Here is a 22,547-nt window from a genome sequence, read left to right as displayed (position 1 = left end):
AAGAAAATATCAATTATTATTTCTTAATATCTAATCCAACTCTTGAGTTAAAAGGAATCCCTGCTTTACAAACACAGAAAACTCCTAAAACAAAAAATATAAATATAAATATAAATATAATATTAATATTTCTATTTTGCCTTTCCGTAATATAAACAATATCTCCATGATCATTCAATGGAACAGAATGCAAATCACTTGGATTCTTTAAACTGGTCTCTCTATATGACGTTGTCAAATATGATAAACTTATTAATAAGTTTAAAAATATCAAAAAACTTACTATACCAGTCCATAAAAAATTTTTCTTGATCATTTTCTTCTCCCAGGAGAGTTAGAGATTGCAGGTTTATTTATGTTTATAGATGGGGAAATATATGTATAGCCCCTATTGATTGATGCTCCCACTCCGACCCCCGCTCCAATACTTGCACCACCACCAAATACAGTTCCATGACTAGATTTACCAGTGAAATAATCAATGGTAGCATGAGGCCCCAAACCGCCTCCAATTGATGTACTGTACCCCCACCCACTTAAATCTTGTACACTTTTAGCATTTGAAAAATTGTTATTTACAGCTATAGATGCCCCTGATGTGCCAGTTACTGCACCTGAACCAGCTCCACCATAAAAAGAAAAATTACCAGAATCATCACTTGCTATACCAAAACTTATATTTCCACCAACACCCAATCCGAGAGCTAAATTAACGGATAAAGTAACTCCTGTTTGTCTAGTACCAGCCCATAAATTCACTGTATTCATTTGCTCTATTTGATCAGATGCCACTCTATCTAATGATAATGACCAGTCTCGATATATCGGCATGGAACCAACACTATCTTCCCAAGCACGAATCACATAATAATCATTACTTCCTGAATCTGACACAACTGTTTCTGATGGTCTAAATATTAACCCACTCGGGTCAACATTCATAACAGGATTACTTCCTGCATAAGCATATGGATTTAGACCACCCTCTAACCCAATTGGGTCAGGCTCCATATATCTGCCGAGTTCAGGATTGTAATAGCGATTATGATTGTAAAATTGACCAATAGTAGCATCATAATACTGTCCAGAAAAACGCAAGTTAAATACAATATTTCCTTGTGGTTGCCCTAAACCAAAGGCTGTTGAGTCCCAACCCCATACGATGGCTTGGGTTGAACTATCAACTAAACGTCTAGGAGTATTTTGAGCATCTGTGACAATATAGTAAATCTTGGTATTTACTCCGCTGCCATAAACCGCAGCAATAGGTTTATCGCCTAACCAAATATATTCTACGACTGGGGCACCTGACGCAGTGTATTCACCAAGTAAACGGCTTTTTTCATCATAAACGAATTGAATGGCTGAATTTATCCTTGCATTTGCAAGACTCGTTAGTGTTCGCTCATTGTTAGCGTTATAACTCATATAACGGTTAATGGTTGTAGATGTACCCTCACCTCGACGACGCCCAGCATAATCATAACTCGGCACGACTGAACCAATATATAACTCTGCATTTTCAGTGTAATTAATTGACTGAGCCATACCATTTTTTTTCAGCGAGGTGAGTTTGTTACCGGTATAGGCATAATCTACAGTTGCAGAGGGCTGTAAGTGATTGCCAGTAGCTCTTAAACTTAAACGATTACCATTTTTATCATAGTCATAGTTAATTGCATAAATAGGACTCGTACCATTACTTCGACTTTCTGTGAGCAAACGCCCTTGCTGATCGTAGCTAAAACCATCATTCAAGTTATTATTTCGACTAACACTAGTAATTCTTCCATCTCTGTCAAATCCATAATTCAAACTATAGGTAGTTACTCCACCACTATTCTTATTTAAAATTTGCTTAACAATACCATTTTTCGCCGTGTGATATGTCCATGTATAACTTCCGGCATTACTGCCCCATGTCCATCCAGTCATTTGACCGCTAGCGTCATAACCTATATTGCTAAGTATAGCAGCACCATCTAAAGTCAAACCTGTGATTTGACCTTTTAATATCATGTCATAGTTGTAGGTAAGTTTACGTCCTGAAGGTAATGTCAAACCTGTGAGCTTATTACCCATACTCCATGTATATGCAGTCGATAAAGTGTTACTGCTTGCCCCAAAAGCAGTTAAAGCTTTATTAGATTGGGTCTTACTAATCACACGATCATAAAGATCATATGCGTAATTACTATTTACACCATAAATCTTATTGGAAACAATCTTATCCAGTCGACCATAACGACTTGAGTCAAATGTATAAGTGTCATCATAACTAAGCATATCTGGTGTGCTGGAGCTACTATTTTGGCACTGAATATTTCTATTTCGTCCTATTTCATCAATATTCGAAAAACCACATTTACGACTACCATATAAGCTCTGAGTCAATTGATCAGCTTCATTATACGTGTAGCTTTTTGTACCATAATCACTATTCGTCTCTTGCGTCAGCACATTACCATTACGATAGCTATATGAGTTTGTCCCTGAACTCAGAGCATCCAAAACTGTCATCGTATTATCTAGGGCATCGTAAGTTTTAGTAGCTGTATTACCTGTACCATCAGTATAGCTAATGCCTCTATTCAATGCATCATACGCCCAACTTTCAGTGATTCCTTGTGCGGTTGTCGTTTGAATCAAATTACCATTTGCATCATAGATCAGGTTTTTCCAGTTTGATGTCGAATCTATTCCAATCTGAACCTTAGCAATTCGCCCATTTAAATCAAGCGTTTGATATAGCCCTTTATAAACTATAGTTGCTGAACTATCTTTTAACTCATCAGAGCTGATAATGTTATTATTAAAATAGCTTTTTGTATTAACACTTCCATCAGAATAAATTTTTTTAATACTCCGACCTAAATTATCGTAATAAAAACTTGTCTTTTCACCATCCTCATTTACAGTGCTTGTTAGTTGCCCGAGTGCATCATAATCATACGAAACAGTTTTACCTGTGATGGTTCCTGTAGTGGAACCACTTCCTAGAACAACTCTACTCAAGCTACCATCGAGATTGTAGTCGTATTTTTCAACCATACCATTTGGGTAAACAATTCGTTCAGGCTGCCCAAACGAGTTATACCCAATATATTGCTCAGTTCTTGTTACACCATTTACAATGCTTGAAACTGTTGCCAAATTACCATAATTGTCATAACTAAAATCCATTTTATCGACTGTACCTGACCGAGGGCCATCTTCACTACTGAGCAAGCCATTATTTGGCTTCGATGTATCTGAGTAATAAGTATAAGTTGTAACTTTCGTTGTACTTCCTATTTGATTAGAAGATAGGCTTTGTTTAACAATTTGCCCTTTATTATTGATCACGTTGGTTGTTGTGGTACTTGCTGTCCGAATCATGGTAGGTATATTAAATAAGTTAGTTGCTCCATTAGACAAGACGCCATATACATATGTTGTCTTGCGACTAATACTTGTCCCCGATGCCTCAACCACTTCTAAAATACGATTCAAGGCATCAAAAGCATAAGTAGTCGTATTACCATTTTGATCGGTTATCTGTGTGGGATGAATATCCGCAGGTGCATAAACTATGGATTTAATTGGTCGATTATCACCAGTTGTCAAACATGGAAAACCAGACACGTCTATATTAGTCTTTACAGAGTCAGGATGTGCTGTATTGATAATAGTACTTGCTAACTGGCTCCCATTTGGAGAGAAAATCATTGAAATTCTGCTGCTATTATAAGTGTCTTCATAAGTTGTCGTCGTATCCGCTGCAGTACTCCCTACACTTCCCCCTAAGTAAGATCGCAAAATAATTTTCACTGTCGAAATATATTTGAAACTTCCACTTGTAGTAATAGTTGTACTCGGATATTCAACTTGCCAGGTTTGTCTCACTTGACTCAGGTTATCTACAACAGTTTGTAAAACAGGACGTTGAGCAACCATTTCTGGATTCACAACATTATTGTTCAGTGCCGCTTCATAGTGAGATAATGATAGAGCTGAGCTATAGGTATAATTTTCTTCTTGACCATTTTTTACATTCTTGACCTGAATCAATTGTGTATAATTTGTTGAACCTGCCATAACAGAAGAATAAGTTAAATCATACTGTTGGGTATCAGCTTGTACACCACTGGTATATGAAACAGATGAAACCAAAGATCCATTACGAGTCAAATTTAATCTGTTATTTTTATTGTCTGTCACGATTGTTAAATTGAGATTACTATCATAGCTCAGGTTTACGACACGCCCATCAGGATAAGTAATTTTATTAAACCTAAACATAAGTTCATTATTCACTGACTTCGATACTGTTGCGCTGTATATAACACCCGCACGAATCACCGTCATTGAATTAGACTCAATTGTAAATCTAATCTCTCCAAAATTTTCAGAAGCATAACCACCAGATGTCCCATCACCTGGTAAACTTGATGCGGTCGGTTCAGATGAAGTATAGAGCCGATATAAAGCACGATTTTTCTCTTGCACCCAAGGTTCAGGAAAACCATAATCTACAAAATTCGTTGGGGCATTTTTAAAATAATAGCGATGACGATCATTCGGCAATTTAATCACATAGTTCGTCACAGGAATCAAATTATTTCTGGCTGTTCTATACGTGCCGTAATATACATTCACAAAACCATCATAGTTATCTGACCACGAATCTGCACCAATTGCATTTTCCTGATCTATAGTTTGATGTCTAGTTGCTTTACGATACGAGAGACTATATGGAAGAGCGCCTGAAATCAGGCTTTTTCTGTAATTAATTTGACCTGAGAGGAGATTATAACCTGCTGTACATGATTTAACGTTCGGGTCATATGAGACAACTGACTCTTTGTCAACCGTATACATATCAGCAAAACTATGTTGATAGCAGCAAATTAAAATCAGTAAAATTGTATATAGGAAATTCAACGATTTTAATTTAAAAATTTTTGACTCAAAGATATTTAGCATAGTATTTTCTCTTTCATCTCAAATCCAAGACGGAAATTATTCAATTTATTTATATTATTGATCTGATAGTTTTTTTAAGTACTTGCGATCCTCATTCAGCCTCAAATTATTACTTAGATCTGTATTTGATTCGACAAGCATAAGATTCAAGGCACTTTTGGCATTTATACAGTCATCTCTTTGAAAATACTTTGAGGTATTACGATCACAAGCTTGTTTTATGTTTTCACTTAATTCTGGTTTCGTTTTATACCAATTTACTGTTCTATCTTTTTCTTTTCTAGGGACACCTTCAGCATCATTTAAAACCCCTATAATTGGGTCAGAGCTACATGCAGCGAGTAGGATCGATATTCCAGCTATATAAAATAACTCCCATCGTAATTTATGCATCACAATTCCAAGATATACCATTCATTAAAATCATAAATGCATTAAACATGCCAAAATACAACTCATCACATAAATATACTTTTAACCAAATATTAAAAAAATACATACCATAATAAAACCCCAAGACGCCCCATTAAGATGCAAAAAACTATTTTTGACCAAAATTTAAAATTCATAGCGCCCATTAATAAAACTCTAGGCATAAAAAAACCATGAATTTTTCATCATGGAATCAGATCGATAAATCTTAAAGTTACACCCGTATAAAATGCCCTTCACGAATACAATAAAAAGGACTAATCAATCTTGAAGATGATTTCATTGCATGCATCAATTCATGTTCTGGCGTATCACGGTCTTCATCCGTCAACTGAAAAGTTCGATAATGAATCGCCAAAGAACGGTGGGCATGGAGATCTAAATGAGCGTGGAATGCATCCTGTGGATTCATATGCACATAATGCATCAATTTACGCGGTTCATATGCACCAATAGGCAATAATGCAACCCTTGCATCACCATAACGTTCATGAATTTGTTTGAAGTGTCCCCCATAGCCCGAGTCACCCGCAAAGAAACAATGCCCCGTTTTAGCTAAAAGTGAAAAGCCACCCCATAACGCCCGATTTTGATCTCTAAATCCTCGTCCAGAAGCATGCTGCGCAGGGGTATAAGCGATCTTTAATTCATCATGAAACGGGATTTCCTGCCACCAATCCATTTCAATGACATGAAAGTGTTTCGGCATGTAATAGCCATTGCCCAAACCTGTATAAATTGGCATTTCAAACTTCTGATGTAACCAATCCAGAGTTGCTAAGTCCATGTGATCATAATGATTATGACTCAGCAAAACCCCATGAATAGTTGGCAAATGCTCTAAAGCTATGCCTGCGGTACACACACGTTGCGGCCCTCGCCCTTGTCTTGGGCTGGCATATTCACACCAAACAGGATCAGTCAAAAAATTATAAGGGCCAATTTGAATCAAAACAGTCGCATGACCAATAAACCACATTTGCCAATCATTGAGATCTGCATGCGGACGGTTTTGTGGCAATTCCAACATCTGATTACGCAGATTCAATTCTTGCGCAGGATCAACACGCCATGTAAAAGACTTACGCGTCGCAAGCCATTTAAATAAAGCTTTACGACCCAACGATGTTAAAGGTCTTTCTAGATTATAAAAACGATCAATACCAGAATGCTCAGAAGCCTCGTGTGGAAATGGAGGTTTCTCCCAAGTGTGGCTCAAGCAAGATTGTGTCGGCAATTGATAGGTTAATGTCGGCTTATCTTTCATGTACGTCTTCTTTGGTGGAATCCAATCGCATGAGGCATCAGCGAATATGTATTAAATGATAAGAAGTCTTTCAATCTAAATTTTATCAAATCAATAGATTGTATAATTTTTAAAGGATTTTATTTCATCCAAATCATCGACTTCAATCCTCACATAAGGTTCTTAGTTATGCTGATTTTCTCTAGTCGAGTCAATATAATTTTATTGCTGATCCTCATTGTTTACTTAATTTATGTAAGCTGACGTAATCCATTTTTTCCAAAACCTAAAATGAATAAAAAAAAACAGCCGATTAATACGACTGTTTTCTGCTTTAGTTTATTAGAACTGTTTCATCACTATTTAGCCTCTTTATATTTCTCCCATCGGGAGCATGAGGAACGATTGAAGTTTCGCAAGGGAATTGATGAAAGAAATCTATTTTTTATACGTTACTAAAAAATGCAGCGAACTGTTGATAACTTGGTCGTTGGCTGACATTTTCTAAATAACGTTCTATTGCAGGATGAGGTTCTATTTCATTCATTTTTAACTGCCAAAATAACATCGCGGCGACCATCACATCCGCCGCAGTAAACTGAGCCCCACACAAATATGGATCTGCTTCACTTAATCCCTGCACAAAAGCAGTATAAACATCTTGATCGTCACCATATCCAACAAACATCTTCTGTTCTGGTTTTATAGTTATACCGAGCATTTTATTGGTCGATGCGGCATCCCACGGTCCAGAAATAAACATCAGCCAACGATAGTAAATACCGCGCTGAGGATCATCCAATGCAGGTGCTAAACCTTTTTCTATAAACTTATCTGCCAAATAAGCACAAATAGCGCCTAACTCATAAATGACAACCCCATCATCAACCAAAACAGGAACTTTGCCAAAGGGATTAATTTTTAAATATTCAGGCGTTTTCATTTCCGTTTCAAAGGCAACTTCAATGCGTTCACATTCAATGCCAAGTTCGATCAGTAGCCAATCGACCACCACACCACGAGATTGAGAATTGGTATAAAGTTTAAGTGTCATTTTCATTTTTCCTTGTTTGTTGGTCTTATTTAAATTTACTCTTTTTGATTGTCAGTTTCTGTCAGTAGTCGAATGGCAGACTTCTTTTATCCACCATTGTTGAAAGAGTTGTTGTTTAAATTGGGGGTACACGTCCTGACTCAAGGTTAATTGTTGAATACGATCAATCCGAAAATTTCGAAAATCATTACGCAACTCACACCAAGCAGCTAAAACGATTTTGTCATTAAAATACCCCAACGCAAACGGCCATACAGTTCTAGCGCTTATTCGTTGCTGTTCGTCCGCATAGTTCATTGAAATTTTGACTTGTTGCCGAATCGCCAAACGTATTTGCTCAACCCATTTTTCATCGACAGGCAACCAAACATTGAAAGCTCTTAAAGTGGTTTGCTGCAATAAATGCTGGCAATGTTCAGGTAATACGGCATTTAACTTTGCCAACACCGAAGTTGATGCAGATTTTAAGGCTTGATCTGGAATGTCATTCAACCAATTTAAAGCCAAGAAAATGGCTTCTATTTCAGTTTCATTTAAGGTCATCGGCGGGAGTAAGAAATTTTCTTTAAGTTGAAAACCTACACCGGCGGCAGCCTCTATATTGACCCCTTGTGCTCGTAAACTCTCAATGTCACGATAAATACTACGTTGGCTGATCTGCAAGCGCTCAGCCAATACCTGTGCAGTCACAGGATAGCGATATTCTCTTAACAGTTGTAAAAGATTGAGCAGGCGAATTGAACGACTCATGGTTTTCCTATTTTTATTATGGTTGATGGGAAAGCGTACTTCCCCATCTTTTTTATCATCTTCAAATGGCTTAACTTTCTGTTAAAGCATTCACCTGCAAGATACGCTGTAAGTAATCCTGTAATTCCTGAACATTATGAGCAATCGCTAAAGGTTGATAACGTTGTAAAGTTTCAATGCTATGCACACCATAACTCACACCGATACGATGCATATTCAGATTTTGTGCCATCTCAAGATCATAACTGGTGTCCCCCACCATAATCGCACGTGCCGCATCCACCTGCATTTCGGCAAGAATTTCTTGCAGCATCAACGGGTCAGGCTTGGACTTGGTTTCACTGGCAGCACGGGTAATATCAAAAATATCATGGCTATTGGTTTGACTGAGTACACGATCTAAACCTTTCCGACTTTTCCCTGTGGCAACCGCAAGTTTTAAACCTTGCTGCTTTAAATCCATGAGTAATTCAGCAACGCCACTAAACCAAGCATCACCTTTAGAGTTAGCAACATAATGATCTGCATAGCATTGCAAAATATCTTGCTGTAAATGTGGCACTTGAGGAAATAAGATTTGCATCACTTCAGGCAAGCCCAAACCAATAATACTTTTCGCAGCTTCATCCGTTAACGGTTGCTGGAATTGTTGTGCTGCATGTTGCAAGCTTGCCACAATCTGCCCAACGGAATCGAATAAAGTGCCATCCCAATCAAAAATCACCAGCTCAATGCTGTGACTGATTGCTATTTTATCAATTTGGCTCAAGGCTTTTTTCTCAACTCATCTATCACCTGTTGCATATCCTCAGGCATCGGCGCTTCAATCACGGGATAGTTTGGTATTTCCAAACGCATCGCATGTAAACACAAGCGTCTTGCTTCTGGACCCGCATAAGGTGTGTTGTGTCCATATTTATCATCGCCAATCAGCGGATGACCAATACTTAAACCGTGCACACGAATTTGATGGGTACGACCCGATAACGGTGAGGCATTGATCAAGGTAGCTGTTTTAAAGCGCTCTACCACCTTCCATTCGGTTTTACTCGGTTTACCCTCTTTGGTGACGCGAACCCGACGCTCACCGTTAGAAAGCTCATAGCGAAGTAAAGGTGCATCAATCATTTGTTGATCCAAACTGACTTGCCCTTTTACAATCGCAGTATAGGTTTTCTGTATTTTATGCTCGCGCAGTAAATCCTGTAGCAGTTTTAAGGTACTCCGCTTTTTACTGATCATCACCAAACCAGAGGTATCACGGTCAATACGGTGAATCAACTCTAAATATTTTTTCCCCGTCGCGGCACGTAAAGCCTCAATTAAGCCATACGCAACACCACTACCACCATGTACTGCGATACCAGATGGCTTATTCACTACCAACAGCCCTTCATCTTCATACACGACACGACTGAGTAAGCTTTGCGCCACACCATCACTCACAGGTACATCGCTTTCATCTTTTTGTTCATAGCGAATTGGTGCGACACGAATTTGATCCCCAATCACCAAACGCGTCTCTGCTTTCACGCGTTTTTTGTTGATACGAACTTGCCCTTCGCGAATTAAACGATAAATTCGACTTTTTGGCACACCTTTCAATCGGGTAAATAAAAAGTTATCAATTCGCTGCCCTAATTGATGCTCATCCACTTCAAACCAAGTGACACTTTGCCATTGCTGTGTAGAATTCATACGCTCGATTAATCCAAGATTTACTAAATATGATTAAAAAATGATCATTTAGCTAAGTTATTTCACAAGAAACCTAAACTTAGCCCATAGGCAGATGCCGCAAGGTTTGGTATATTCATCACACGGATACCCTCGTAAGTGAGCGTCAAATCAAAAATTTTATTTAGTTAAAATTTCAGATAGATGAGAAACTCACCAATAGCTCGAATAGGTCCTAAAGAATTATGCCGACGCCGAAGGCTTATTATATCGGCAAAATGACAAACTGTTGCGTTTAATTGTGCATCTGCACATACAGTTTGTTCATAAAAAATATGTCGCCAGCAAATTTGTTGGTTATTAAACGTAAACTGATCCACATCAGACAATTTGCTCCCTGATGTCGCATTCAGGCTAAAGCGTTGATGCATTGGAACTGCTAAGCACAGATACGATGATCATTCCGTATCGAGACTTCCAGATGGATCGACTTCAATGCTTAAGACAATGAAAGTCACCATCCAATGCACCGCTCACCCGCCAGTGAAGCGTACAGGACACTTTGATTACATCGGGTCTAGTGGTATTTCACAGATGCATGACATGGATGAAATACCAATAGCTCCAAGATTGAAGCAGAATTGCTTACATCGAAAGAATCGTATCAAAGCCCGAAACTGGATATTACAGTCAGTGGTTTCAGAGCATCATATATAAAGTTGCTTCTGAGTCTTGATCGCGCCAACTTGATGTTTGTTCAAAAGTATTGAGCTCGTTGTTTGTGTGCATCACTATTAGGTGTCACACCCATGAAACGTATGTTGATTAATGCAACCCACGCCGAAGAAGTTCGCGTTGCACTTATCACTGATAATCGTCTTTACGATTTCGATTTAGAAAATCGTACTCGTGAACAGAAAAAATCAAATATCTATAAAGGTCATGTCACTCGCGTTGAACCGTCTTTAGAAGCGGTTTTCGTCGAGTACGGCGCACAGCGTCAAGGCTTTTTATCAATGCGAGAAATTGCAAACTCGTATTTCAAAGCTGACCCTCGCCAAACCTCAAATATTCGTGAACTCATCACCGAAGGGACTGAGTTACTGGTTCAAGTTGAAAAAGAAGAACGTGGCAACAAAGGTGCTGCACTTTCAACCTTTATCTCACTTGCTGGTCGCTATTTAGTATTAATGCCAAACAACCCGAAAGGTGGTGGTATTAGCCGTCAGATTTCAGGTTCAGTCCGTGAAGAGCTGAAAGAAATTTTAGCGTCATTAAATCTTCCTCGCGGCATGAGCGTGATTGTACGCACTGCGGGCATCGGTCGTACGCAAGAAGAACTGCAACTCGACTTGCAACATTTACTTGATCTTTGGGCTCAAATTCAAAGCACCTCAAGCACTGGCCCATCGCCAATGTTGGTGCATCAAGAAGCGGGTGTGGTCACACGTGCAATCCGTGACTACTTGCGTGATGATGTTTCAGAAATCTTAATTGATAGCGAACAAGCGTATAACGAAGCGTATAACTTCGTAAAAGCTGTCATGCCACGTCAACTCGACAAATTGAAAACCTATACCTTAAATGAGCCTTTATTCGCTCACTTTGGTATCGAAAGCCAAATCCAAACTGCTTACGAACGTGAAGTAAAACTTCCTTCTGGCGGTTCAATTGTGATTGACCAAACAGAAGCGCTTGTTTCGATTGATATCAACTCTGCAAAATCTACTCGCGGACACGATGTTGAAGAAACTGCTTTAAATACCAACTTAGAAGCTGCGGAAGAAATCGCTCGTCAATTGCGTTTACGCGATATCGGTGGATTGGTGGTGATCGACTTTATCGACATGACAAAAGACCGCAACCAACGTATGGTTGAAGCGAAACTTCGTGAAGCAACGCAAAGCGATCGCGCACGTATTCAGTTCGGTCAGTTATCACGTTTCGGTTTGATGGAAATGAGCCGCCAACGCTTACGTCCGTCTTTAGAAGAAGCAACAGGTTATGTCTGCCCTCGCTGTCATGGCACAGGTATGGTTCGTGACTTACGTTCTCTTTCACTTTCGATCATGCGTAAAGTTGAAGAAATTGCATTACGTGAACGTCAAGGTGAAGTTCAAGTTGAAGTGCCTGTTGAAATCGCAGCATTCCTATTGAATGAAAAGCGTCATAGTCTTGTTTATCTTGAACAAACCTCAAATGTGCGGGTTACGATCCTTCCTCACCCACACTTAGAAACACCGCATTATCAAATCCAGTTCAATCCAGAAGGTTTTGCACCTTCAAGCTATGAACGTACAGAAGCAACTCGCTCAAGTGAAAAAGAACTGGGCTATGAATCTTCTGAATGGCATATAGAGGATGCTGAGCATCAACATGCTGCACCTGTCAAAAACCAGACAGCGGCACCACAGAAAAAAGCTGGCCAAACGCAAGCTGCTCAACAACCATCACAAACTCAAGCAAAACCACAGACTTCAACGAGTCCATGTGCATGGTTAGAGAACTTATTTGTTCAAAAACAAGCACAAACCACTGATCAGTCTCGTTCTGCACAAAATGCTGCGGCAAGCATTGAACAAATGGTGAACAATGGTGCGATCAGTCGTGGCCAATTTGGTCAAGTTGCGATCCCAACACCTGTTGCATCAGAAGTGGTAACAGCACCCGTAAGCAACAATGCTTATATGTCACAACCTCCTGTGAAACAAGAAGCACGCGAATCTTTTGATAAAGACGAAAAACCACATCGTCCACATCCATCTCAAAACCAATCGCAAAATCAGAAGAAGCGTAAACACAAAGAGCAACGCGAACAACACGTGCATGTACATGCACATGAACCACAAGCGTCTGCTCCTGTGCATGAAGAAGTCGTACAGCTCTCTCGTCAAGAACAGCGTCACGAACAACGTGAGATGAAGCGCCAGCAGAAACGCCAGCAACCACAAGAGCCTCAAAACCAACAACAGCAGAATGATGCTGCTCATGGAAATGATGCTACACCGTTGCCACGTCGTGAACGCAATCAACAACGACCAAATCGACCAAATCGTCACCGTGATCAAAGCGTTTTAAATGAAGCACCTGCTGCTCCAGTAGCAGAGAATCCACAACAAGTTAAAGTTGCTGTGATTGATGCGCCACGTACTGAACCAATGAACACAGCATTGATTGTGAACATTGATCAAGGTCAAAGTGAAATTGTTGCACTTAATCCACAACAGAAAGTTGCTCCTGCAGTAAAAGCAGAGCCAACTCAATCTGTGGCAGCAGCGGTTGAAACTGCGAAGACAGCACCTGTGTCAGAACAACCAGTGGTTGTAGAAACACCTGTCGCTGAAGTCGCACAAGCACCAGCAAAACGTGCAGCGAATGATCCACGTTCGCGCCATCGTCAGCAGCGTAAAGCTCAAACGAACCAAAAAGCGGTGCCGAAAATTGCCCCATCGCAAATTCCAAGCTTGGGACAATACACACTTAGCAGCTTGATTCGTCATGTTTATGGTGAAGATTGCACCATTTTAATTGAGCAATTTGGTTTAATTACGACGTTCAATCGTGCTTTACAAAAGTTCGCTGAACAATATGCAAGCAGCCTCGTGGTTGAAACAACCGAAACTGAGGAGAAACGCCCAGTCACTCGTGACGTTGAACTTCCGAGCCAAAAACCAACCGAAGAAGCAGAACCTGCACCAGTGTTAGCACTCACGCCACCTGAAGCATCTTCTATTCGTGTTGCAAATGACCCTCGTGAGCGTCGTCGTTTAGCTAAACTTGCTGCTGAGCAAGCCAAAGAAGCACATTTAAGCTCAACGGCAGCCCCAGCTCCAGTAGAAGCAGTGCCTGTACCTGTAGAAAACACTGACGTTAAAGAAGAAGTGAAGGAAACAGAAGTCACTGCTGCTGTCGCTGAGGAAACCGTTGCGGTAACGCCTGAGCAACAACCGCTAGAACTGGCAACAACCGAAGTTTCTGAAGTTGAAGCGACTCCTGCTAAAACGGTTGAAAAACCACAACTTGCTGCGAAATCAAAAGCAGTTGCTGTAGAGAAAACAGTAGAACCAACACAAGCGACTGAAACTGAGGAGCCAACTTCAGATCCTGAAACACCAGAATCAGAAGAAGAGGCTGCGGCTAGAATCGAGAAAGAAAAATCTAACCGCCCTCGTCGCCCACGTGGACGTCCACCGAAAAAGAGTGTTCCTAGCAATGAGTAATTTGCTAAATCGCACTCAATAATCAAGAGCCTAGTCATTTCGGTGACTAGGCTTTTTTGTTATTTTGTCAAATTAGGTTGATTGCTCTAGGAACTTGCGATTAAAAACAACATCGCTAACAATGATGTTAATGGTTATGTTCTCACAGATAGCCACCTTTGGATTGATCGAAAAATAAATAGGATTGATATGAGCCAAACTACGCAGACCGATATTATTACTCTTGGTGATGTCGCAACTCGACTTCCAAACTTTCTCACCAAAGTACCTCATATTCTGAATGGTCTTAAACAAGCATATTTGCGAACGCCAACTTCTCCAGCTGGCTTAGGGGTCGCTTTTGAAAAAGCAGTAAAACGTAACCCACAAGGTATCGCGTTATTATTTGAAGATCAAAGCTACAGCTACCAAGCACTCAATGAATGGGCAAACCAGATTGCACATTACTATTTATCGCTTGGTGCAAAAAAAGGTGATGTCATCGCGGTGATGGTGGAAAACCGTCCTGAATTGATTGCCACGATCGTTGCTTTAGCAAAAATTGGGGTGACCATTGCACTGGTTAATACCTCTCAAATTGGTAAAGTGTTGGCGCACAGCATCAACTTAGTCAACCCAATCGCCGTGATTGCAGGTGAAGAAGTTCGTGCTGCAATTGATGAAGCTCGTCAAGACCTCAAGGTTGCTCAAGATCGCTTTCATTGGTTTGCGGATCAAGAAACACGCAAGGATGCAGGCACAGCACCTAAAGACTATGCCAACCTCGCTCAAGAAATTGATCAATTTCCAAAGTTCAATCCTTCAACCACACGTACCGTAATGGGTAAAGATGGTTTATTTTATATTTACACCTCAGGTACAACCGGCTTGCCTAAAGCTGTAATCTTTACCCATAGCCGCTGGACGCTAGCTTACGGTACTTACGGTCATATCCTCAATCTAGGTAAAGATGACGTGATGTACGTGACATTGCCCCTTTATCATGCCACTGGTGTCGTGGTGTGTTGGTGTGGTGTTATTGCAGGTGGCGCAACATTAGCGGTACGCCGTAAATACTCAACCAGTGCATTCTGGAAAGACGTACAAAAATTCAATGCATCAGCGATTGGTTATGTTGGTGAATTATGCCGATATCTCATGGATGCTCCTGTCACAGAGCTTGATCGCAATCATCGTGTCACCAAAATGATTGGTAACGGTATGCGTCCAAATATTTGGAGCAAGTTCAAAGAGCGCTTTGGTGTTGAAGAAGTCCTTGAGCTGTATGCATCAAGCGAAGGTAACGTTGGCTTTAGCAACATTTTCAACTTCGACAATACCGTTGGCTTCTCTCCTACACCTTATGCCATTGTTGAGTTTGACAAAGAAAAGAACGAACTTGTTCGTGACAAAAAAGGCTACTGCAAGAAAGTGAAGACAGGTGAAGTTGGCTTACTCGTTGGTAAAATTACCAGCCGTTCTCCATTTGATGGCTACACTGATCCAGAAAAGAACAAATCTGTGATCTTGAAAGATGTCTTCGTCAAAGGCGATTCATACTTCAATACTGGCGATTTAGTTCGTGATATTGGCTTCCGTCATGCGCAGTTTGTAGACCGTTTAGGAGATACCTTCCGTTGGAAAGGTGAAAATGTCTCTACAACTGAAGTTGAAAACATGGTTTGCGAATATGACAAAATTGTCGAAGCAGTGGTGTATGGAGTAGAAATCCCAAATACCAATGGTCGTGCAGGTATGGCAGCCATCACACTTGTAGATGGTGAAAAGCTAAATGAATCCGACCTCACCGATATGGTCGATGTATTCAAGAAATGCTTACCTGCATACGCAATCCCAGTATTTCTACGTGTACAGGCTAAAGTTGAAACCACAGGTACTTTTAAATATCAAAAGAATAAGCTGAAAGATGATGGCTTTGACCCAAGTAAAACCGATGAGCGTTTATTGGTTTTACTACCAGGTGCAACGCGCTATTGTGATGTAAATGCTGAAATCTTTGACAATATTCAAAGTTATCAATACCGTTTCTAGTTCGTTTTTTAGCTAAACAAGAGGAAATCGTGCTTTTTATAAACAATCATGCGGCTGTTTTTAAATTTCCTCTTGTGTTAGCTGAATAAGTTGCTAGAATACGCAGCATCAAAACGATACAGTGTTTAGAAGTTTTACTTCTCTCTGATTGGAATGACGTTATAGATTTACTCTTGCGTCATAAAAATTGATTAACAATCAATTTTTACTCCTCAGGGTCGTTAGCTCAGCTGGTAGAGCAGCGGACTTTTAATCCGTTGGTCCCGCGTTCGAATCGCGGACGACCCACCACTTATTTGTTTTGAAAGTTTGTAAAATGTATTTTACAAATGCCTGTAAGAGGTGTAACGCCATAGAAAATCAAAGATTTTCTCTTGCGCTCAGGTAAAACGTTGTTTTACTTATCCTCGCTCAGGGTCGTTAGCTCAGCTGGTAGAGCAGCGGACTTTTAATCCGTTGGTCCCGCGTTCGAATCGCGGACGACCCACCAAATTCTAAAGAACCTCATCATTTTTGATGAGGTTTTTTTTATTGGCTATCATATAAATTGTATATGTCTAAACGATGACAAAATATATTGAATGACTTCAAGTACTTTTACTCAAAGTCACCCTCTCCTTATAAAAACTTTTCTAATACCGAATTCAAGAAGACATGCCCTTGTTCAGTACAAGCAATTTTATTGAGATCTGCAACCAATAACCTCTTTTCACGAAGTTGATTTAAGGTTTCGCTCAAATCATTCAAATCCAGCCCAGTTCGTTGCGCATACAACTCAGCATCTACGCCGTCATTTAAACGCAAGGCGTTCATCATAAACTCAAATGGCAACTCATCTGCTTCGATTCGTTTCATTTGTACGTGATCGGCAGGAACCTTGGCTAAATAATCTTTAGGCAAACGTGTTTTTTGGAAACGATAAACACCATCAGGATAAGTGACTTTGCCATGTGCCCCTGCTCCAATCGCTAAATAGTCCCCAAATTGCCAATAATTCAAGTTATGCGTCGATGGCAATTCTTTACGCCACGCAGAAACCTCATAATTGAGATAACCATTGGCTTTTAAATACGCCTCGCCTTGCTCTTGGATATATTCCAAAACATCATCTTTTGGTAATACTGGCTGAGTTCGGAAAAAAACCGTATTCGGTTCAATGGTCAGTTGATACCAGCTAATATGCGTTGCGCCGTGCTCAACCGCAAGCCTAAGATCCATTAAAGCCTGTTCTTGCGTCTGTTGTGGCAAACCGTGCATCAAATCCACGTTGACCCGTTCAAAACCCGCTTGTCGGGCTTGCTGAATCGCATCAAGCGCATTGTTGGCAGAATGAATCCGTCCTAAGCGTTGTAAATGTTCGGTATCAAAACTCTGCACGCCAATCGACAAGCGATTAATGCCCGCAGCCAAATAATCTGCAAAGGGATCATGTTCGACTGTGCCGGGATTGGCTTCTAAAGTAATTTCACAACCCAATTCAAAATTTAGACGCGCTTTGAGCTGATCAAAGAGCCATGTGTAACCTTGGGCAGAAATGAGAGATGGCGTACCTCCCCCAATAAACACACTATGAATTGAACGTCCTTGCGCCATTTCCACTTGCGTTTCAAAATCGGCCACCAATGCAGCTAAGTATTGCTGCTCTAAATCCATGGACAATTGCCCATCAGGTACCGCATGCGAATTAAAGTCACAATAAGGACATTTACGCACGCACCAAGGCATATGGATATACAGTGAAAGTGGAATATTTGCTGGGTTTAAATGACTCAAAGTACAGGCTCAATAACAGAACCTCATTATTTTAACACGACTACCTTAGACGCTGTTGTGACTTCAAACACGCCAACTGACTTACCATCATGTTTGTATTCAGTTAGACTGTCAGCATAAATAACAATTAGACCAATCATATGATGAAAATTTCTAGCCAATTGCTCCTTTTTCTCCCCCTCGCCCTAGGTGTCGGTGTGGCAATGGCCTTTCAAACTGCGATTAATGCTCAACTGAGAGAATATTTACATTCTCCACTGCAAGCTGCATTTCTGTCATTTTTAGTCGGTACAGTGATCTTGGGGTTTTTAGTCTATTTTCAAAGTGCAGCAAAACCTGATTTAAGTGAACTTTCACATATTCCTTGGTTTTTATGGGTCGGAGGCTTACTTGGGGTTTATGCGATCAGTATGAGCATTTATACTGCTCCAAAATTGGGATTTCTCACATTTTCAGGTTTGGTCATCTTCGGACAAATGGTTATTTCAATGTTACTAGACCATTTTGGTTGGTTAGGTACAGATAAAACGCCAATCAATTGGCAACGTCTCCTTGGCAGTATCGTGATTTTTATCGGTGTTTTACTCACGTTACAGCGTTAATTCCTTAAGAGTATTTTTAGTGTCCCACATCACCAGCGCACGGTTTGAACTTAAACATCTGTTTCATTTAATGTTACCCATCCTAATGACACAGTTTGCTCAGGCAGGCTTTGGCCTCATTGATACCATTATGGCGGGCCACTTATCTGCTGCTGATCTCGCAGCCATCGCAGTGGGTGTCGGTTTGTGGATGCCTGTTATGCTGCTATTTGCAGGTATCATGATTGCAACGACTCCGCTTGTTGCAGAAGCAAGAGGCGCTAAAACACCTGAAAAAATCCCGACTATTGCCCGTCAGTCGCTATGGGTTGCCGCTATTTTGGGTACAATTGCCCTGTTAATTATGCAAACGCTGCCGTGGTTATTACCAGTATTTGGGGTACCTGAAAGCTTAATACCGAAAGCCAGTTTATTTTTACATGCGATTGGTTTTGGTATGCCTGCGGTGATGATGTATGCCGCGCTACGGAGTTATTCAGAAGCATTGGGTCATCCCCGCCCTGTCACGGTGATCAGCTTAGTTGCACTGGTGGCGCTGATTCCATTGAATCTAATCTTTATGTACGGCTTGGGTCCAATCCCCGCATTAGGCAGCGCTGGCTGTGGCTTTGCTACTGCGATTTTACAGTGGTTGATGCTGATCAGTTTAGCCCTTTATATTTCCAAAGCCAAAGCCTACCAACACGTTCCAATCTTTACAAAATGGGAAAAAATTGATCCAGCATGGACAAAACGGATTTTACTCTTAGGCTTACCGATTGGTTTGGCTATTTTCTTTGAAGTCAGTATTTTTAGTACAGGCGCACTGGTATTAAGTCCCTTAGGGGAAAATGCGATTGCAGCGCATCAGATTGCAATCTCAGTCACCTCAGTCCTATTTATGATTCCGTTGTCCTTGGCGATCGCATTAACCATTCGCGTCGGGATGTATTATGGTGAGAAAAATTGGCAAGCCATGCGCCAAGTTCAAAAAATTGGACTGATGAGTGCGACCTTTTTTGCAGCATGTACTATGATCCTGATCGCGATTGCACGACCGTATATCGTAGCAGTCTATACCACTGATTTAGATGTGTTTCCTGTCGCGATGTATTTACTTTGGTTTGCAATGGCTTATCAGTTGATGGATGCGTGGCAAGTCAGTGCAGCAGGTTGTTTACGCGGCATGCAAGACACGCAAGCACCGATGTGGATTACCTTGATGGCGTACTGGGTGATTGCTTTCCCAATCGGCTTATATTTGGCTCGTTATACCGCTTGGGGCGTGGCAGGGGTTTGGCTAGGACTGATTATTGGCTTAAGTATTGCCTGTGTATTCTTGATTGGACGTTTATATTTAAATAATAAACGTTTGGCTGGTGTGTAAAGTTCATACATAATTGATTAAACCTATACGACCAAAAAGTATAGGAAAATCAGTTTTAATAATTCATATCCTCGAACAGGAAATCCTCTGTTTGTATCTAAAAATCAACACATCAAACAGCAGCTAAAATAGGAATAAGGAATATACACCATGAAATTTTTAGGGATTTTATTTTTCATTACCCTGTTGTTTCCAGTTACGGCAGTGGCCTGCCCGACTGGCATGCAGTTCAATGGCAATGGTTGCAGTCCTCCGTATGAATATACGGGCTGGGACTTGATGCGTGACCGTCGGGCTGCCATTGATGCCATTGGCTCTGATCGAGCTCCTGTGGACTACGGCAAATATTTAAAAACCCCAGAGCAAATGCGTGAATTGGAAGAGGCGAGAAAACAACGAGAAAAAGAAGACGAGAAAAAAAGACAAGCACTCTCACAAGGCATCTGGAATATCGATTCCACCGCTACCCCAGAAGGCAATTTATGCGCTGCAACGTTTGCCAAATATACAAGTAACATTAATGACGGCGTAATAGGCGGTGTGATCACCATCATGGGGTTTCAACAACCAAAGCCAGATGCTTGGCTTATATTTCAAGGTGTGAAGCTTCCTAAGCCGAAAAGCGTAAAAAAAATGAAAATCACCCTCCAGCAGGATGACGAACCCGCCCAAACCCTTCAGGTCTTCAATTACAGAGAAACAAGAGACGTTGGCACGATTATGTTTGCTGTCCCTGGGCTAACTGCGATGTTAAATGGAATGAGTGACACACAAAGATTCAGATTGTCCGATAATGGAAAAATGCTCTTAGATATTGAATGGCACAATGCAGCACCTATCATTAAAAAACTGAAACAATGTGCAAAATAAAAACTGTCAATCATATGAGATCACCCACATGTGCTTGCAACACACGTGGGAAACGCATGTGATCCTCCAACTTACATCCCTTAACATTTTGTTATAGGCAATTTAAGCTTTGTCGCCTATGATCAAAACATCACAATAAAATTAGATTGATCGAGGTCAAGTAAAATGGCAAAACATGCAAGCTCTCCCAGTAAACGTTTTTTCAAACTGGCTGGTATGACCGCAAGTATTGCCAGCAAAAGTGTTGCCAATTCGATTCGAAATCTTACCGCAGATGAAGACCAAAAAAATGCCGCACGTAGTCAATTCTTTCAAGAGGTCGGTCTACAAATTGCCGATACGCTTGGAGAAATGAAAGGCGCGGTCATGAAAGTTGGACAAATTGCTTCGCAATATAAAGATATTTTTCCACCTGAAGTTGCTAAAGCAATCGCAAAACTACAACGTCAAGCTCCTGCCATGCCCTTTGCTGCGATCCAACAACAAGTCGAAAAAGAACTCGGAAAACCTCTAAAAGATATCTTTAGCTCTTTTGAGTCAGAACCTTTTGCAGCAGCTTCAATCGGTCAAGTACATCGTGCTGTGCTGCCCGATGGGCAAGCTGTTGTGGTCAAAGTGCAATATCCTGGTGTCGACCAAGCCTGCGAAAGTGATTTAAAACAAGTCCGTTTAGCCTTACGCCTGATGGGTGTTTTAAAAATAGATAAAAAACTGCAAGATCAATTGTTTCAAGAAATCCAAGACAGCCTCTCTGCTGAACTGAATTATGAAATTGAAGCACAAAATCTAGAGGTGTTTCGAACTTTCCATGAAAGTCTGGATGATCAAGTCATCATTCCAAGCGTTTTTAAAGAATATTCTTCTCGCCGAGTGCTGACCTTAAGTTTAGAACAAGGTGAATCCATTGAAACCGCAAGCACTTGGTCGGTTGACACACGCAATCAAATCGGTCGTCGCTTAATTCGTGCTTTAGGACAAGAAATGTTTTTCTTAAAACGTTTCCATTGTGATCCTCATCCGGGGAACTTTGCCTTTCGTGAAGATGGAACTGTCATCATTTACGATTATGGCAGTGTTAAAACCCTATCTCCTGAGATCATTCAGCATTTTAAAGCATTGGTAAACGCCGCCCGCCACGAAGATATTGCCCAAGTGGAAGATTTGTTGGTTGAGTTACACTCGATTGCTGAAAAACAAAAATTCCCAAGTGAGCTGTATGTGCAATGGATCGAAATTTTATTACGTCCATTAAGTACTCATTATGACTTTGCAGAAAATTCATCTCATCACGATGGTATGCGTCTGGTGAAAAAGTCATTGAAATATTGGGATGTATTTAAGCCCTCTCCAGATACTTTAATGGTGAACCGTACCATCTCAGGACACTACTGGAACTTAATTCACCTTAAAGTGCATGACAACCTGAATGATCTGTTTGAAGAGTTAGTACCAAGTTAAATAAATATAGCCCTTTTTTTCGAAGCATGGATAAAGGGCTTTTTTTTACGCTTTGCTCCAATTGAAACTATAACTTGAAATAGATTAGATTGACTCCATTTAT

General features: G+C 40.5%; 16 protein-coding genes and 2 tRNA genes. 9 read left to right on the top strand and 9 right to left on the bottom strand.

Annotated elements, in window-relative coordinates:
• Positions 1–16 precede the first annotated feature (16 nt).
• From F903_RS04550 to F903_RS04515, 8 genes are all read right to left on the bottom strand, one after another.
• Positions 17–316, bottom strand: coding sequence for a hypothetical protein (locus tag F903_RS04550; RefSeq protein ID WP_005194921.1), 300 nt, complete (start codon positions 314–316; stop codon positions 17–19).
• Positions 313–4,965 (bottom strand): RHS repeat-associated core domain-containing protein, encoded by a 4,653-nt coding sequence (locus tag F903_RS04545; RefSeq protein ID WP_005194919.1) that lies wholly within the window; start codon positions 4,963–4,965, stop codon positions 313–315. Before F903_RS04545 ends, F903_RS04550 begins: the two co-directional genes overlap by 4 nt.
• A 54-nt stretch (positions 4,966–5,019) precedes the next feature.
• The gene (locus tag F903_RS04540; protein ID WP_005194917.1) at positions 5,020–5,358 is read right to left on the bottom strand and encodes an EexN family lipoprotein; all 339 of its coding nucleotides are present in this window, start codon (positions 5,356–5,358) and stop codon (positions 5,020–5,022) included.
• Positions 5,359–5,611: 253 nt separating this feature from the next.
• Positions 5,612–6,664 carry an MBL fold metallo-hydrolase gene (locus F903_RS04535; RefSeq protein ID WP_005194915.1) on the bottom strand — a complete coding sequence of 351 codons (1,053 nt, stop codon included), beginning with the start codon at positions 6,662–6,664 and terminating at the stop codon, positions 5,612–5,614.
• 424 nt (positions 6,665–7,088) lie between these two features.
• Complete coding sequence (locus F903_RS04530; protein WP_005194913.1) at positions 7,089–7,697, bottom strand: glutathione S-transferase family protein; 609 nt, start codon at positions 7,695–7,697, stop codon at positions 7,089–7,091.
• A 51-nt stretch (positions 7,698–7,748) separates the two neighbouring features.
• Entirely contained in the window at positions 7,749–8,447 is a 699-nt protein-coding gene (locus F903_RS04525; RefSeq protein WP_005194911.1) for a helix-turn-helix transcriptional regulator, read from the bottom strand.
• Between the two features lie 70 nt (positions 8,448–8,517).
• A complete protein-coding gene (locus tag F903_RS04520; protein WP_171065206.1) occupies positions 8,518–9,192 on the bottom strand; it encodes an HAD-IA family hydrolase in 675 nt (224 codons plus the stop codon).
• Between the two features lie 20 nt (positions 9,193–9,212).
• Entirely contained in the window at positions 9,213–10,145 is a 933-nt protein-coding gene (locus tag F903_RS04515; protein ID WP_005194907.1) for an RluA family pseudouridine synthase, read from the bottom strand.
• A 474-nt stretch (positions 10,146–10,619) separates the two neighbouring features.
• Here F903_RS04515 and F903_RS16640 point away from each other — a divergent pair, with 474 nt between their 5' ends.
• From F903_RS16640 to F903_RS04495, 5 genes are all read left to right on the top strand, one after another.
• Positions 10,620–10,841, top strand: coding sequence for a hypothetical protein (locus tag F903_RS16640; protein WP_171063372.1), 222 nt, complete (start codon positions 10,620–10,622; stop codon positions 10,839–10,841).
• Between the two features lie 92 nt (positions 10,842–10,933).
• Complete coding sequence (locus F903_RS04510; protein ID WP_005194906.1) at positions 10,934–14,344, top strand: Rne/Rng family ribonuclease; 3,411 nt, start codon at positions 10,934–10,936, stop codon at positions 14,342–14,344.
• A 189-nt stretch (positions 14,345–14,533) separates the two neighbouring features.
• A complete protein-coding gene (locus F903_RS04505) occupies positions 14,534–16,375 on the top strand; it encodes a long-chain-acyl-CoA synthetase (protein ID WP_005194904.1) in 1,842 nt (613 codons plus the stop codon).
• Positions 16,376–16,590: 215 nt separating this feature from the next.
• Positions 16,591–16,666: transfer RNA gene (locus tag F903_RS04500), tRNA-Lys, on the top strand.
• A 123-nt stretch (positions 16,667–16,789) separates the two neighbouring features.
• A tRNA-Lys gene (locus F903_RS04495) sits at positions 16,790–16,865 on the top strand.
• A 128-nt stretch (positions 16,866–16,993) separates the two neighbouring features.
• Here the strand turns inward: F903_RS04495 and hemW are convergent.
• Positions 16,994–18,148 (bottom strand): radical SAM family heme chaperone HemW, encoded by a 1,155-nt coding sequence (gene hemW / locus F903_RS04490; protein ID WP_005194903.1) that lies wholly within the window; start codon positions 18,146–18,148, stop codon positions 16,994–16,996.
• 140 nt (positions 18,149–18,288) lie between these two features.
• Between hemW and F903_RS04485 the strand changes: the two genes are divergently transcribed.
• From F903_RS04485 to F903_RS04470, 4 genes are all read left to right on the top strand, one after another.
• The gene (locus F903_RS04485; protein ID WP_004668485.1) at positions 18,289–18,750 is read left to right on the top strand and encodes a DMT family transporter; all 462 of its coding nucleotides are present in this window, start codon (positions 18,289–18,291) and stop codon (positions 18,748–18,750) included.
• Between the two features lie 19 nt (positions 18,751–18,769).
• On the top strand, positions 18,770–20,116 hold the full coding sequence (locus F903_RS04480) for an MATE family efflux transporter (RefSeq protein ID WP_034594843.1): 1,347 nt from the start codon (positions 18,770–18,772) through the stop codon (positions 20,114–20,116).
• A gap of 150 nt (positions 20,117–20,266) precedes the next feature.
• Positions 20,267–20,986 (top strand): hypothetical protein, encoded by a 720-nt coding sequence (locus F903_RS04475; protein WP_005194899.1) that lies wholly within the window; start codon positions 20,267–20,269, stop codon positions 20,984–20,986.
• Positions 20,987–21,151: 165 nt separating this feature from the next.
• Entirely contained in the window at positions 21,152–22,444 is a 1,293-nt protein-coding gene (locus F903_RS04470) for an ABC1 kinase family protein (protein ID WP_005194897.1), read from the top strand.
• Positions 22,445–22,547 lie beyond the last annotated feature (103 nt).

It is taken from the genome of Acinetobacter sp. NIPH 298 (assembly GCF_000369505.1).
Lineage (GTDB): Bacteria > Pseudomonadota > Gammaproteobacteria > Pseudomonadales > Moraxellaceae > Acinetobacter.
This window is presented reverse-complemented; position numbering and strand designations above follow the sequence as displayed.